Origin of the sequence: Dolichospermum sp. UHCC 0406 (assembly GCF_009712025.1) — a bacterium.
Lineage (GTDB): Bacteria > Cyanobacteriota > Cyanobacteriia > Cyanobacteriales > Nostocaceae > Dolichospermum > Dolichospermum lemmermannii.
In genome coordinates, this window is sequence record NZ_VILA01000018.1 from 1 (window position 1) to 15,627 (window position 15,627).

General features: G+C 37.8%; 11 protein-coding genes and 2 rRNA genes. 7 read left to right on the top strand and 6 right to left on the bottom strand.

Annotated features, from left to right (window positions below):
* Together FJR09_RS17210 and rrf are read left to right on the top strand one after the other, a co-directional pair.
* Nucleotides 1-186, top strand: a 23S ribosomal RNA gene (locus FJR09_RS17210); the annotation flags it as partial.
* 164 nt (nucleotides 187-350) lie between these two features.
* A 5S ribosomal RNA gene (gene rrf / locus FJR09_RS17215) occupies nucleotides 351-468 on the top strand.
* Nucleotides 469-904: 436 nt separating this feature from the next.
* On the opposite strand, the gene FJR09_RS17220 is transcribed toward rrf, so the two are convergent.
* Nucleotides 905-1,150 (bottom strand): hypothetical protein, encoded by a 246-nt coding sequence (locus FJR09_RS17220; protein WP_015081551.1) that lies wholly within the window; start codon nucleotides 1,148-1,150, stop codon nucleotides 905-907.
* A gap of 318 nt (nucleotides 1,151-1,468) precedes the next feature.
* On the opposite strand from FJR09_RS17220, the gene FJR09_RS26225 reads away from it, so the two are divergent.
* Both FJR09_RS26225 and nifJ read left to right on the top strand, forming a co-directional pair.
* On the top strand, nucleotides 1,469-1,615 hold the full coding sequence (locus tag FJR09_RS26225) for an AAA-like domain-containing protein (RefSeq protein ID WP_083881489.1): 147 nt from the start codon (nucleotides 1,469-1,471) through the stop codon (nucleotides 1,613-1,615).
* Between the two features lie 370 nt (nucleotides 1,616-1,985).
* A complete protein-coding gene (gene nifJ / locus FJR09_RS17230) occupies nucleotides 1,986-5,573 on the top strand; it encodes a pyruvate:ferredoxin (flavodoxin) oxidoreductase (RefSeq protein ID WP_168652820.1) in 3,588 nt (1,195 codons plus the stop codon).
* A gap of 121 nt (nucleotides 5,574-5,694) precedes the next feature.
* On the opposite strand, the gene FJR09_RS17235 is transcribed toward nifJ, so the two are convergent.
* Nucleotides 5,695-6,399: a hypothetical protein gene (locus FJR09_RS17235; protein WP_200863832.1), complete on the bottom strand. Its 705-nt coding sequence runs from the start codon at nucleotides 6,397-6,399 to the stop codon at nucleotides 5,695-5,697.
* Between the two features lie 37 nt (nucleotides 6,400-6,436).
* The gene (locus tag FJR09_RS17240) at nucleotides 6,437-6,589 is read right to left on the bottom strand and encodes a type I restriction enzyme HsdR N-terminal domain-containing protein (RefSeq protein WP_148279087.1); all 153 of its coding nucleotides are present in this window, start codon (nucleotides 6,587-6,589) and stop codon (nucleotides 6,437-6,439) included.
* A gap of 572 nt (nucleotides 6,590-7,161) precedes the next feature.
* Between FJR09_RS17240 and FJR09_RS17245 the strand changes: the two genes are divergently transcribed.
* The 3 genes from FJR09_RS17245 (at nucleotide 7,162) to FJR09_RS17255 (ending at nucleotide 9,951) form a co-directional block, all read left to right on the top strand.
* The gene (locus tag FJR09_RS17245) at nucleotides 7,162-7,590 is read left to right on the top strand and encodes a ubiquinol-cytochrome c reductase iron-sulfur subunit (RefSeq protein ID WP_015081554.1); all 429 of its coding nucleotides are present in this window, start codon (nucleotides 7,162-7,164) and stop codon (nucleotides 7,588-7,590) included.
* A gap of 335 nt (nucleotides 7,591-7,925) precedes the next feature.
* Nucleotides 7,926-8,849 (top strand): LysR family transcriptional regulator, encoded by a 924-nt coding sequence (locus FJR09_RS17250; RefSeq protein WP_015081555.1) that lies wholly within the window; start codon nucleotides 7,926-7,928, stop codon nucleotides 8,847-8,849.
* Between the two features lie 58 nt (nucleotides 8,850-8,907).
* On the top strand, nucleotides 8,908-9,951 hold the full coding sequence (locus FJR09_RS17255) for an anthranilate phosphoribosyltransferase family protein (RefSeq protein ID WP_015081556.1): 1,044 nt from the start codon (nucleotides 8,908-8,910) through the stop codon (nucleotides 9,949-9,951).
* A gap of 85 nt (nucleotides 9,952-10,036) precedes the next feature.
* Here FJR09_RS17255 and FJR09_RS17260 read toward each other — a convergent pair whose 3' ends face one another.
* The 3 genes from FJR09_RS17260 to FJR09_RS17270 all read right to left on the bottom strand — a co-directional run bounded on the left by FJR09_RS17260 (nucleotide 10,037) and on the right by FJR09_RS17270 (nucleotide 15,609).
* Complete coding sequence (locus tag FJR09_RS17260; RefSeq protein ID WP_168652821.1) at nucleotides 10,037-12,217, bottom strand: molybdopterin oxidoreductase family protein; 2,181 nt, start codon at nucleotides 12,215-12,217, stop codon at nucleotides 10,037-10,039.
* A 190-nt stretch (nucleotides 12,218-12,407) separates the two neighbouring features.
* Nucleotides 12,408-13,904, bottom strand: a complete 1,497-nt coding sequence (locus FJR09_RS17265; protein WP_015081558.1) for a NarK family nitrate/nitrite MFS transporter — start codon at nucleotides 13,902-13,904, stop codon at nucleotides 12,408-12,410.
* A gap of 142 nt (nucleotides 13,905-14,046) precedes the next feature.
* A complete protein-coding gene (locus FJR09_RS17270; protein WP_168652822.1) occupies nucleotides 14,047-15,609 on the bottom strand; it encodes a ferredoxin--nitrite reductase in 1,563 nt (520 codons plus the stop codon).
* Nucleotides 15,610-15,627: the final 18 nt, after the last annotated feature.

The window sequence follows — 15,627 nt, forward strand, 5'->3', positions numbered from 1 at the left end:
GCTGGGTAGCCAAGTGCGGAGAGGATAACCGCTGAAAGCATCTAAGTGGGAAGCCCACCTCAAGATGAGTACTCTCACTACAATTTGTAGGTAAGGTCACGGGCAGAACACCCGTTAATAGGCTTTAAGTGGAAGTGCAGTAATGTATGAAGCTGAGGAGTACTAATAGACCGAGGGCTTGACCTCTAATTCAATTAAAAATTGATAATTAAAAATTAAAAATGTAAGTTTTTGGTGGTTAATTATCACTGCTGATTCTCGTTCTTTTTGCAGTCTTCAGGGTTGTGAATACCCTAAGTTAAAAATCGGTAATTAATTTTTAATTCTGAATTTTTAATTTTTAATTGTTTCCTGGTGTCTATGGCGCGGTGGAACCACACTGATCCCTTCCCGAACTCAGAGGTGAAACGCTGCTGCGGCGACGATAGTTTAGGGGTAGCCCTCCGTGAAAATAGCTCGATGCCAGGTTTATTATTTACAAAAAACTCTCTCTTTAGTTGACTATCGAGGGAGTTTATTTTTGGCGTTTTTTCTAGGAGTTAAAGTCTAGCCCTTTCAAGGTGACTAACGGAAATACGTTGTTTCATTACTACCATCTTGAATCTTTCGGTCATATTTTCGGTTTTGCGAAGCTTAAAACAACCAATTGTCGTTCCAAATTTCACCATCTTGAAAGGGCTAGCTTGAAAGGGCTAGGGTTAAAGTCCAACTACGAACTCAGTCTGAATTAAATATGTTTTGATAAGTTCATTTATTTGAAAACAAGATTTTTGTTGTGTAATTAAACAGCGATCGCTTAATTTTTCGGCGTTGCTGATTAAGGGTATGAATTTTAGTCTCACGCAAAGGCGCAGAGACGCACTGAGGTTTGAGTTTTAAAGGTTCAATTTGGGAATTTCATACCTCAATTCAGCAACGCCAATTTTTCTAATCCATTAATTACTTCATTTAAAGATAAAGATGATTGTTTAAATATATCACTTGTAGATAAAGATGTTTCATTATTTGCTAATATCATTAATATCTTTTTTTCCCTAGTTGAAAGTTGATTAATAATTAGATTAAATTCCTGTTGCATATTATCTGTCAGAAAAGTTTCAGTATTTTCTAATATCAGCGATGGATCACGATTAAGTAAATTTTCGATCACGTTGACAATTTGCTTGAACCATAAAGGATGAGATTGATAAATCTGAATAAGTTTTTCTATTAAATATCTCCGAAAAAGAATAACCGTATGGCATATAAATTAGGTGTTTCATTGGAAGAAGTACAATAAATTCGTAGGGTAATTAACCCTTTTTTAGCACTACCTGAAAGCCATAATTGAGCAAGCGATCGCTATTGTCTATATCTAAATGATAAGAAAAAGTTGGATAGGGTTTTAGAATGATGTTGTAAACTCGTTCCCAGCCGGAGTCTGGGAACGAGAAGGGAGAATGAATGAGAGGAAGGTGAGGCAAAGACGATTGTCAACCAGTCAACTCCTGTAGATTATACTCCAGAGCAAGGTTTTCAGTTACAAAAGATGGGGTTAGTTGATCTAAAAGGTGATCAAGCGAGTCTGTCTTGCGAGTTATTCCTTGAGTATTTTTTGTCTATTTTACCTATTTAACGTGTAACTGAGTGAAACGCGATTTTGTGAGGTACTAAAACCAAAAAAAGGAAATAGGCTAATTTAGGATAAAATGACAACGGAAAAACCTCCCGCACCTCCACCCCATAAAAATCATCAAACCTTGATAAATCAAAGATCATAAATCTTGAGTACAACATTAATATTAATATAGATAGAAAATTTACCATCTGCTATAATTAAAATATTGGCTAAAAGTCAAAATGATTCATAATTAATAATTCCCAATTCATAAAACTGTAAAAAAGATCACAAATTAACTTCCTGACTTTAGCTATTTCTAATGCTTATCTTTTTGGTTTCTCTGCATACAGTTTAAACAACCAGAAAAGACACAAAAAGGAAAATCATGACCAAATCCTATGCCACAATTGATGGTAATGAAGCCGTTGCCCGTGTAGCTTACAAACTAAATGAAGTCATTGCCATTTATCCTATCACCCCATCTTCAAATATGGGTGAATGGGCTGATGCTTGGATGTCAGAAAATAAACCCAATTTATGGGGAACAGTTCCCAGTGTCACCCAAATGCAAAGCGAAGGAGGGGCTGCTGCTGCTGTCCATGGGGCATTACAAACGGGGGCATTAAGTACAACTTTCACCGCTTCTCAGGGATTATTATTAATGATTCCTAACTTGTACAAAATTGCCGGAGAATTAACCAGTTTCGTACTTCATGTTTCTGCTCGTTCTTTAGCTACCCATGCGTTATCTATTTTCGGTGATCATAGTGATGTCATGGCTGCAAGAGCGACTGGTTTCGCTTTTTTATGTTCCGCTTCTGTACAGGAAAGTCATGATTTTGCACTGATTTCTCATGCAGCAACATTAGAAGCAAGAGTACCATTTATGCACTTTTTTGATGGATTTAGAACTTCCCATGAAGTGCAGAAAGTTGAGTTATTAGCAGATGAAGATTTACAATCTTTCATTCCCCAATCTTTAGTATTTGCACATCGTCAACGGTGTTTAACTCCAGACAAACCAGTATTACGAGGAACGGCACAAAATCCTGATGTTTATTTCCAATCGCGTGAAGGTGCAAACCCTTATTACAATGTTTGTGCTGATATTGTCCAAAAAATTATGGACAAATTTGGAGAACGCACAGGCAGATATTACAAACTTTATGAATATCATGGAAGCACTGACGCAGAAAGAGTAATTGTGATTATGGGTTCTGGTTGTGAAACTGTTCATGAAACAGTGGATTATCTCAACAACCAAGGGGAAAAAGTCGGAGTTATCAAAGTGCGGCTTTTCCGTCCTTTTGATGTTTCCAGATTTATAGAAGCATTACCAAATAGTGTTAAATCTATTGCCGTTCTTGATAGAACCAAAGAAGCCGGAAGCGCAGGAGAACCTTTATATTTAGATGTGGTGACAGCTATTTATGAAGGCTGGAAAAAAACCACATTTCCGAAAATTGTTGGGGGAAGATATGGACTTTCTTCTAAAGAATTTACTCCTGCAATGGTGAAGAGTATTTTTGATAATCTCACTCAAATTAAACCCAAAAATCATTTCACAATTGGGATTAATGATGATGTCACTTTCACTTCTTTGAATTTTGACCCTAATTTCTCTACAGAACCAGATCATGTAGTTCGCGCAATGTTCTATGGTTTGGGTTCAGATGGTACAGTTGGTGCAAATAAGAACTCCATCAAAATCATCGGTGAGGGAACAGAAAATAACGCCCAAGGTTACTTTGTTTATGATTCTAAAAAATCCGGTTCAATGACAGTTTCTCATCTGCGTTTTGGTGCTGGAAAAATTCGCTCAACTTACCTCATAGACAAAGCTAATTTTATCGGTTGTCACCATTGGGGATTTGTGGAAAGTATTGATATTTTAAAAGCGGCTGCACCCGGAGCGACTTTGCTGTTAAATAGTCCTTATGATGCTGATCATGTTTGGGAAAATCTACCCCCAAAAGTCCAACAGCAGATTATTGACAAAAATCTGAAAATTTACGCTATTAACGCTAGTCAAGTAGCGAAAAATAGTGGTATGGGACACAGAATCAATACTATCATGCAGGTGTGTTTCTTTGCTTTAGCAGGAGTATTACCAGAAAAAGCAGCAATTGCTAAAATCAAACAAGCCATAGAAAAGACTTATGGTAAAAAAGGCGCGGAAGTTGTCAAGATGAATTTGAAAGCCGTAGACAACACTCTAGAAAATCTCCATGAAGTCGGTAATAGGTCATTGGTAAGAGGTAATAGGGAAGAAACGCAATTAGCAATTACCAAACCCAAATTTATCGAGAATGTTCTTAGCAAAATCATGGTCTGGGAAGGTGATGATTTACCTGTCAGTGCTTTACCTGCTGACGGAACTTTCCCCAGTGGCACTGCAAAATGGGAAAAACGCAACGTTGCAGAAGAAATACCCGTTTGGGATGGTGATGTCTGCGTTCAATGTAGCAAATGTGTGATGGTTTGTCCTCATGCGGCTATTCGCGCTAAAACTTATCAACCCGGTGAGTTAGTCAATGCACCGATAACTTTTAAATCCACTAACAGCAAAGATAAAAACTTTGCTAACCAGAAATTCACCATTCAGGTAGCGCCAGAAGACTGTACAGGCTGTGAAATTTGTGTTAGCGTCTGTCCTGCCAAAAACAAGGCAGAACCCACCCGCAAGGCGATTAATATGAGTCCGCAATTACCGTTGCGGGAACAAGAACGGGAAAATTGGAACTTCTTTTTGAATTTACCAAATCCTGACCGGAAAACTTTGAAAGTAAGCCAAATTCGTCAGCAGCAATTACAAGAACCATTGTTTGAATTTTCTGGTGCTTGTGCTGGTTGTGGAGAAACACCCTACCTTAAATTATTAACACAATTGTTTGGCGATCGCTCACTCATTGCCAACGCCACCGGTTGTTCTTCCATTTACGGGGGAAATCTCCCCACAACTCCCTGGAGTCAAAATGCTGAGGGAAGAGGTCCGGCCTGGTCCAATAGTTTATTTGAAGATAACGCCGAATTCGGTTTTGGTTATCGTTTATCTATAGACAAACAAGCGGAATTTGCAGGCGAATTATTGTCACAATTAAGTAGTGAAATTAGTGATAATTTAGTTAATGCTATTCTGAAATCTGAACAAAAAACCGAAGCTGATATTTGGGATCAACGGGAAAGAATCGTCATTCTCAAACATAAACTCCAAGAAATTTTAAACGCAGATGAACACAGATACACGCAGATAAATGAAAAAAATATCCGCGTTAATCCGCGTTTATCTGCGTTCAAAAATCTTCAATCCCTCGCTGATTATTTAGTTAAGAAAAGTGTGTGGATAGTTGGGGGTGATGGTTGGGCGTATGATATAGATTTTGGTGGGATTGATCATGTGATTTCTACAGGCAAAAATGTGAATATTTTGGTCATGGATACAGAAGTTTATTCTAACACTGGCGGACAATCTTCCAAAGCCACACCAAAAGCCGCAGTTGCTAAATATGCGACTGGTGGAAAACCTGCACCTAAGAAAGATTTGGGTTTAATGGCCATGACTTATGGTAATGTTTATGTGGCGAGTGTGGCGTTAGGTGCAAAAGATGAACATACACTCAAAGCATTTTTAGAAGCGGAAGCTTTTGATGGGCCATCAATCATAATTGCTTACAGTCATTGTATTGCTCATGGTATTGATATGACCAAAGGTTTACATCAGCAAAAGGCTCTAGTAGACTCAGGAAGATGGTTGTTATATCGCTATAATCCGGCATTACAATCACAGGGGAAAAATCCCTTACAATTGGATATGAAAGCACCTTCTGAATCGGTGGAAAAGTCAATGTATCAGGAGAACCGATTCAAGATGTTGACGAAGAGTAAACCAGAGGTTGCCAAGTTGTTGCTAGAACAAGCGCAAGCAGAAGTTAATGCAAGATGGGAAATGTATCAATATTTGGCTAATAGGTAATTTAATTTAGATCCCCGACTTCTTAGAGAAGTCGGGGATCTTGCTATTCACGATTTGGGAAAAATTATTTATTCGATTTTTAAATGCGAGTCCTTCTTTTTCGACTTTGGATTATCTCTAATCAAAATAATGAAAGTTGACCTTCTTTTTTTAATGTCCAACTATTTTCTCCTATTCGTTCTCCAATATCTTCTAATACGCTCAAAATAGTTTGATTTTCTGGGGTAGTTCCATTTTTTAAAAGCGGTAATAGATGCAAAACTATTTCATCAAAACTTGGCTTTTTCTTTTCTCGTTCCATTCTGCGTAAATAACTAATCAAATAGTATTTAATTCTCAATTTTACATCAATATGTGACTTGAATTTCGTGTCTTTTTTCAGAGTAAATAGTTCTGTTTTTTCGTCATATTCAAAATTATCAATTAAAATTGGTGTTAAATCTGAATACTGTTTTTTTAACAAGTCTAAAAAACCTAATTCTAAGCCTTTAATAATGAGTTCATCATTAATTTGTTCCAGGCTTGCACCATCATTTTTTGCAATAATTCCTTCAATAGTCTGAATGACAATTTCTGCAATATCCATCCCTAAATTGGCTTTCATGATGGCTTTAGGACTGCGAACTTTACGAAAATTAATGATTAGTTGTCCTGACAAAACTGTAAAAGGATTTTGTCTTTTCTTAAAACTTGTTTGTCCGTTTTTTTGCGGTACTGCACCAACATATTCAAAACCACAACTTTCCGCAGTGTCAATAATTAAATGCCAAAATTCAGGATCTTTATGAGCAAATACAAATGATAACCAACGATCAAACTTTAGCACTCGATACATTTCTTTGATACTTTCGGCTATTAATTTGTTATTGTAATGTTTTACTACGAACTATATTTGTTTCTGTATACCCAAGTGCTTTTAAAATAGGAAGAATAATTACTTCTCTAACACTATCTTCTTTGAAATCTGGGTTTTCTTGTAGTGTCTGAAAGTTTAAATTACCAAAAAGATTATCCATTTTTTCTTTTTCCTTATCAAATTTTTAGATTAAAGCATTTTTAACCGCATCATGGCAAGTATTCATAGCTATAATATTATACTAAACCAAAAATTCATTATACATCAAACTTAATAGTTAAAAAATTAATTTCAAAATCTGACAAAATCTATTCCTCAGAAATTAACACTGGAGAAATGAACAGACATCAGATAACTAAAAATGCTACAATGTATAACATCCCTGAATATCATTTACATTTTGGTGGAGTATTGTAGGGTGTGTTAGCAATCGCGTAACGCACCTACGTATCTTTCCAAGAATTAAACCGGATTCCTATATGACAATCAATTAAGATTATTTTATGTTTAGTTAAAATTCATGTAATTAAATTATTTAATAATAAATTAACTTACTACTTTAATAAAGCATTTATAACAAAAATAATGATTTAAACTCACAAAAACCGTAGAGTTGCAGAGTATGCGCCCTCAATTCCATCAGCACAAATCAATAATTAAATAATGACATTATCCAACATCGCCAGTAATAATAGATGTTAGTAAAAAATCACATATTGATTACCAGCAAATATGAAACGTCGTGACTTTATAAATTGGGTAGGATTAGGTTGTTTAGCGAGTTCCTTACCTGTCGCAATTGCAGCCTGTTCTCCCGAAACGAGTACATCTGCTAATGCTGCCACGAAAGGCTGGCAAAAAGTGGGTACTGTAGCACAATTAGACAAAACTGGGCAACTATTAGTAGAAAATTCAACCATTGGCGCAGTATTAGTAGTTGGCACATCTAAAGCCGCAAAAAATCTGATTGCTGTTAATCCTACCTGTACTCATCAAGGTTGTAGCATCGACTGGAACGCAAAACAAGGTAAATTTGTCTGTCCCTGTCATGGTGCAAAATTTGCTCCTGATGGTAAAGCACAAGAAGGTCCTGCTAAAAAACCGCTGAAAACTTACCAAGCTAAAATTGAAGGTGGTTCTATCTTAGTTAAAGCAACTTGACAATCTCCAGGCTGTCATCATACAGCAGATTTTGCTCTAATGAGGTACAAACTTGAATTATGAAACTCTTGTAGTGCGGGCATCTTGCCCGCTGGATATGTACCTCATAGCAGGAATCAGGACGAAAGAGGCAGAGGGAAATAATTTTCTGACTTTATTCCCTATTCCTTGCTATATCAGTTGTTATACAACGCATCAATTCAGTATGCACAAGTATTTTTGCTAATGTGATTATGTAAATTAAATGCTGGACAACAAATTAAATTAAATTAAAATTATACAGATAACCCGTTAAATTAATAAGAGTTATTCATTTATACTTAGGTTCTATTAAAATGCGTCTAGAGCAGTTGCAAGCCTTTTTGGCGATCATTCAAACAGGTAGCTTTCAACAAGCAGCTAAACAATGTGGTGTGACTCAATCAACTATTAGTCGGCAAATTCAGGCATTAGAAGCAGATTTGGGCATAGAATTATTTCATCGCAGCACCCATGCCAAATTAACCTTAGGAGGTGAACGCTTACTTCCTCGTGTGCATAAAATCTGCCAGGAATGGGAATCCGCTACACAGGAATTAACAGATTTAATGGGGGGAAAGCAACCAGAACTATGTATTGCAGCAATTCATTCAGTCTGTGCTTCTTACCTACCACCAGTGTTACAAAAATTTTGTCATCATTATCCAGAGGTGCAATTGCGAGTCACATCATTAGGAAGCGATCGCTCTCTGAAAGTCCTCAAAGATGGTTTAGTAGACTTAGCAATTGTAATGCACAATCGCTTTTTAATCACCGGCAAAGAAATGGCCGTAGAATTGCTATATGAAGAACCCATAGAAGTCCTCATCGCAGCAAATCATCCCCTATCTGAATATGAATCTATCCCCTGGTTAGAGTTAATTCGTTATCCCCAAGTGGTATTTAAAGATGGTTATGGAATGCAACGTCTGATTCAAGATAAATTTGAACAGATGAAAGCTACACTCAAAGCAGCTTTAGAAGTAAATACCCTGGATGCCTTTCGGGGAGTAGTTCGTCAAGGAGAACTCATTGCCTTACTTCCCCAATCAGCATTAATAGAAGCCAGACATGATCCCACCCTGGCAGTTCGTCCCCTAGCCGAAAATAGTAATTTAGCTGATAATTCTAGTTTAACTCGTCGGGTAGTGATGGTAACAACTCAAGATCGTCTCCACATTCCCCCTATTCAATATTTTTGGCAACTTGTCAAAGATAATATTCCGGAAATAAAAAATTAAAAATAAACTATTACCTTTTTCCACTGACAACTGACAACTGACAACTAACAACTAACAAATGACTAATAAATTTAGAGAATTTATTCAAAAAGTAGGTAGTGGAACTCACACATCAGATAATTTAACTCGTGCTGAAGCCGCTACTGCAACAAAAATGATGTTATTAGGTGAAGCCACACCAGCGCAAATTGGCGCATTTTTAATTGCTCACCGCATTAAACGTCCCACAGGTGAAGAATTAGCAGGGATGTTAGACAGTTACTATGAAATCGGACCCAAATTGCTACCAATAGCCCAACCTGTGATAGTTTTGGGTGTACCCTATGATGGCAGAACCCGCACTGCACCAATTAATATAATTACGGCTTTATTATTAGCTGCTGCGGGACAACCTGTAATTATGCACGGAGGAGATCGCTTACCGACAAAATATGGTTTACCTTTAATCGAGATTTGGCAAGGTTTAGGAATAGATTGGACTGGTTTATCACTCGAACAAACCCAGCAGGTTTTTGAACAAACAGGAATCGGTTTTATTTACACACCTAAGCATTTTCCTTTAAATCAAACTTTGTGGGAATACCGTGAGCAATTGGGGAAACGTCCACCGTTAGCCACAATGGAGTTGATTTGGTGTCCATATACGAGTGATGCTCACATTATTGCCGGTTTTGTTCATCCACCCACAGAAGGAATGTTTCAGACTGCTTTGGGATTACGTGGGGTGAATAAATACACTTTTATCAAGGGTTTAGAGGGTAGTTGTGACTTACCACGCGATCGCACAGCCATTATCGGCTTATCTTCATCAAACCCAGAAGTATTAACCCGGCTACAACTCGCACCCCGTGAATATGGCTTTATCACTAAAAACGTTCCCCTCACAACCACAGAAGAACTCATTAAGGAAATGCAGGGGATTTTAACGGGAAAAACCAGCGAACTAAGCCAAACAGCCCTATGGAATGGTGGTTTTTATCTATGGCGCACTGGTATTTGTTCAGATATGCAAACTGGTATAGACACAGCCACTGAACTAATCAGCAGTGGTGTATTAGCAGCTAAACTGCAACAAATTAATACTTTGCTGCAAAGATTTTAATCGGTAATTGGTGATAAAGTTTTTGTTCTCACCCTATTTATCCTGTTTATCCTTTAATCCTGGACATCCTGATTCAGACAAAAGCTTACCACTGAGAAGACTGAAGTTGATAATTTTTAACCGTAGATTCTACAAGAATTGGAACTAACTGCACAGCACAGGCTTTTAATTCCGGTTGCAGGGAATCAGGACAAGCTTCTGAATGGGTAAGAGCGTTAGCTTCTGCATCATCTGCCCACAGTTTACCCCAGTGCATAGGGACAAAGACAGTACCGGGAGAAATAGCTTTTGTAACTTTAGCTGGAAACTTAGTTGTACCACGACGCGATCGCACCTCTAACCACTGATTATCAATAATACCCAAAGTAGCAGCATCACGGGGATGAATCTCAATAAACGGTTGCGGGTGCAGTTTGCGAATTTTCTCAATTCTGCCGGTGCGTGTTTGTGTATGCCAATGACCATATAATCTACCAGTAGTTAATATAAAAGGATAATTCTCATCCGGTGGTTCAGCAAGTCCTTTAGAATAATATGCACCAAACTTAGCGCGTCCATCATTTGTATGAAATCGCAAATTAGTATATAGACGTTTAGTTCCTGAATTACTACCCTGTGCATAAGGCCAATGGGTTGGACCTTGTGCGGCTAAAAACCCATGACTTAAACCCGACATATCACAAGGACGCTGACGAGTTAATTGGACAAATTCCTGATAAACTTCTGCCGAATTTTGGAAATTAAACTTATCATTAAAACCTAATCTTCTTCCCACTTCTGCGAAAATTTCCCAATCAGGTTTTGCTTCTCTGGGTGGTTCACGAAAAGCCGAACATAGAGTGACCATTCTTTCCGAATTCGTCATAATCCCAGTTTTTTCACCCCACTGTGCCGCAGGTAACAAAACATGAGCATAAGCTGATGTTTCCGTAGGGTAATAAGCATCTTGATAGATAGTAAAAGGAGATTTTAATAACGCCTTTTTAGTTCTTTCTAAATCTGGCATACTCACAGCCGGATTAGTGGCAGCAATCCACAATAAACCCACATTTCCAGTTTCTAAACCAGTGATCATTTCCCAAGCAGTTAAACCAGGAACAGGGGAAATTTGTCCTCTTTCCAAACCCCAAAAATCCTCAACTTCTGCGCGATGTTGGGCATTTTTTACCAACCGATAACCCGGTAATAAATGGGCTAACCCTCCCGCTTCTCTGCCACCCATAGCATTAGGTTGACCAGTCAAAGAAAAAGGACCAGCACCAGGTTTACCGATTTGTCCCGTCATTAAATGTAAATTAATAATAGTTCTAACTTTAGCCGTACCTTCTGAAGATTGATTAACACCCATTGACCATAAAGAAAGTACAGATTTTGATTTTCCCCAATATTTAGCAGCAGTTTCTAAATCTTCAATACTAATACCACAACGACTCGCCACTACCTCCGGCGAATAATGCCGAATTACCTCAGCATAAGCCGGAAAATTGCTAGTACAATCATCAATAAAAGCTAGATCAACATAATTCCATTTCATTAATAAATGGGCAATACCATTTAACAAATCAATATCTGTACCTGGACGAATAGCTAAATGTAAATCGGCTGCTTCGGCTGTGGGAGTCCGCCGAGGGTCAACCACAACCATTTTAACATGGCGATTTTTTTTATGATATTTTGCTAACTTATTAAAAATAATGGGATGACATTCTGCTGTATTTGTACCAATTAAAAAAGCACAATCAGTTAATTCTAAATCATCGTAACAGCAAGGAGGACCATCAGCACCAAAACTTTGAATATACCCAGATACCGCACTAGACATACACAACCGGGAATTAGCATCGAAATTATTAGTTCCTAAACAACCTTTAAGTAACTTTTGAGCAATATAATAATCTTCTGTTTGAAATTGTCCAGAACCATACATACAGATAGAATCTGTGGCTTGATTCAATCTCAATGTTTGAATCCGGTGGGTAATAATATCAAAAGCTTCATTCCAACTCACACGCCGAAATTCTGCATCTAAAGAATCGCGCACCATGGGATAATGTAATCTACTTTTATCCAAAGATTCAGCAATAGTTGCACCTTTAACACATACCATTCCTTGACTAGAAGGATGGGATTTATCACCCCTAACTCGCCAAATAGGAATTCCTTCACTATCTCGATTTGTGGCTTTTCCATGTTGGGCTGGTGGAGAAACTTCTAAACCGCAACCAACACCGCAATAAGGACAAAGTGTTTTGGTAAATTCTGTCATAATATTTGCAGGTTTAAAAAGTTATTTCGCGCAATCTCTCTTAGAGATCCCGCAGGGTAGACGCTAAGGAGCAAAGTTATGATAAACGAACCACAGAGGCACAGAGGACACAGAGATAATTTCATAAGAGGAGAAATATTTTTAATTTCTAGTTTTTATTTTCTTACCTTTGCGCCTTTGCGTGAGATAATTATTCTTCTATTAAAACAGATTGATGATTAATTATTTCTCCTTCATTTTCATTATCAGATGCAAATGAATTTTTTGGTTCTTTGAGGAAGAATCCACACATAAAGGCGCAAATCATGGCGGCTATTCCCATGGTGGCAAATAGGGTTGATGGGTCTGTTAAACTATAGATTGTTAGATAAACTACGCCGCCAAAGTTGCCGTAAGCACCGACGTTTCCGGCTATTTGTCCGGTTGCTTCTTTTTTGATTAATGGCACTATTCCGTAAGTTGCACCACAACCAGCTTGAGCAAAGTAAGCCGCAAACATGGTGACAGCAATTGCGAGGGGGATAGGCCAATCTTTGTTAATGAAATGTGCCATTAAATAACCTATTGCAATCCCCGCAGAAACTATTGTCATTGTCCATTTACGCGAACCTAATTTATCGGAAATTAAACCACCACTGGGACGAGAAACTAGGTTAAGAAAGGGATAAATGGAGGCAATCATGCCGGCGACAATATGTTCTAAACCAAAGGTTTTTTCAAAGAATGCCGGGAGCATGGAAACGGCTGCAAGTTCTGAACCAAAGTTGGTAATGTAGGTAAATTCTAATAATGCTACTTGACCGAATTGATAACGTTGATTTGCTGGGTAGGTTTTTTTTCCTGTTAGTAATTCGTGATTGACTTGATATGCTTGGTAAGTTTGGTAAGCAAATAATCCTGCTAATACAATCCAAACTATATACATTTGGCTAAGTGTGAGGAAATGAATTTTCTTTTGTTCTAGTCTCCAAGCTAATAAACCCAATGCGAATATTAAACCAAGGTTGGAAACAATCAACGCCCAAAAGCTTTTAATAGAAGTTACTTCTAATGAGCCATTTTTCTTGGGTTTTTGATAAACTTTACCGCTGGGTGTATCTTGAACGCTTTTAAAGTAGAATAATCCGTAAATTGCAGTGACAATTCCTGTTAAGGCAATTGTTAATCTCCAGTTAGAACCGCTACCACCTAAAAAGCTGGTTGCAATTGCAATTGTTGGTAATGCAAATTCTGCTCCAAATGCTCCAAAGTTACCCCAACCGCCATAAATACCCTGGGCAATTCCCATTTCTTTGGGAGGAAACCATTCGGCTACCATGCGGATTCCTACCACAAATCCAGAACCGACTATTCCCATTAATAAGCGACTAATAACTAGTTGGTTAAAGTCTTGGGCTAATGCTGTTGCTAAACAAGGAACAACTGCAAACATTAATAAGAGGGAATAGGTAATTCTTGGCCCGAATTTATCCAATAACATCCCAATAATTAGACGAGCCGGAATTGTTAATGCTAGGTTACAAATTCCTAATGTTTTAATTTGTTCAGGAAGTAAATGTAATTCTTTTCCAATTGTGGTAGCGAAGGGGGCAAAGTTAAACCAACAAACAAAGGTTAGGAAAAATGCAAACCATGTCTGATGTAATATGCGATAGCGTCCTTGGAATGAAAATAATCCTTTTAACATTTCTTTTCTCGCTAAATAATTGAATTTCTGAAAAATTGGATATAAAAATCCAAGGACAATTATGAAATTGCCTAAATTAATGATTTATCAAACGCGGATAAACGCAGATAAACGCGGATGATTTTATGTCTAGTTATTGAGGTTAAATTATTGCTGGTTCTCGCAATTTTGCCCCAAATTTGGTAATTAGTATTTCTTTCAATATGGGTTGTAAGTCTTCGCAGGGAATACTTTTTTGCACACAAGTTCCTAAATGTGCGTCTTTCCCCACTGTTCCACCCATGTAAATGTCTACACCTTCCAACATTTTGCCATTTTTACGCACTTTAGTTCCCATTAAGCCAATATCGGCTACTTGGGGCTGTCCACAGGAGTTAGGGCATCCTGTCCAATGAATTCGCACAGGACGTGATAAAGTTAGTTCAGATTCCAATGATTTAATCATTGCTAAGGCGCGATTTTTGGTTTCTATTAAGGCAAAGTTGCAAAATTGTGCGCCTGTACATGATACTAGCGATCGCATTAATAAACCAGGATTAACTGAAAATTTCTCTAATATAGATTCTGTGAAAAATGTTGTTAAACTGGAATCGGGAATATTCGGGATAATGACATTTTGTTCTACGGTAAACCGGATTTCTCCGCTTCCGTAAACTTCCGCTAATCTGGCAATTTCCAACATATCATCAGCAGACAATCTGCCGACGGGAATATTTAAACCTGCGTAGTTAAATCCAGGTTGTTTTTGTTTATATATGCCCACATGATCCCGTTTTTCCCAGTCAATTTCATCTTTTGCTGCTGCGGGTAATAATGATTTTCCAACTCGCTTTTCTACTTCAGCACGGAATTTTTCTATCCCCCATTCATCAAGTAACCACATTAATCGGGCTTTTAGTCTATTTGCACGTAAGCCATGATCTCGGAAAATCTCGACAATGACTTTGCATAATGATACAACTTCGGCGGGAGATACCCAAACATTGAGAGGAATAGCAGCTTCACAACGTTTTGCCGAAAATAAGCCGCCGACAATGACGTTAAACCCAAAGATTGGTACTTCGTTTTCATTTCTCCAAAAAGCGGGAATAAAGGCTAAATCGTTAATTTCTGCATGAACGGAATTATCTCTTCCTCCAGTAATTGCAATATTAAATTTGCGGGGAAGATTGCTAAATTCTGGATTACCTTCACCGTTGTTAGTCAGCATATCCTGGATTTGCTGCACTAATTCTCTGGTATCATAAAACTCATCTGCATCTAAACCAGCTACAGGATCACCTGTAATATTACGGACGTTATCCATCCCTGATTGGATAGTAGTCAATCCGACTTTGTGAAATTTATTAAAGATATCGGGGATATCTTCAAAGTTGATCCCGCGTAGTTGTATATTCTGTCTAGTGGTAATATCGGCGCTGCCATTTTCACCGTAACGCTGTACCACTTCTGCTAAAACTGACAATTGACTGCTGTTGAGAATACCGTTAGGTAGACGCATTCGCATCATGAATTTACCGGGAGTGACTGGACGGAAAAATACACCTAACCATTTTAGGCGATGGTTGAGGTCGTTTTCGTCCACTGCTTCCCAACCAATTTGGGCAAAATTTTCTATTTCGTTTTTAACTACGAGTCCGTCTTTTTCGGCTTTGAATTTCTCGAATTTATTGAGTTTATCTGTGGTAGTTGCTGTTTCTATCATTATGCTTTTTTTGGGGAA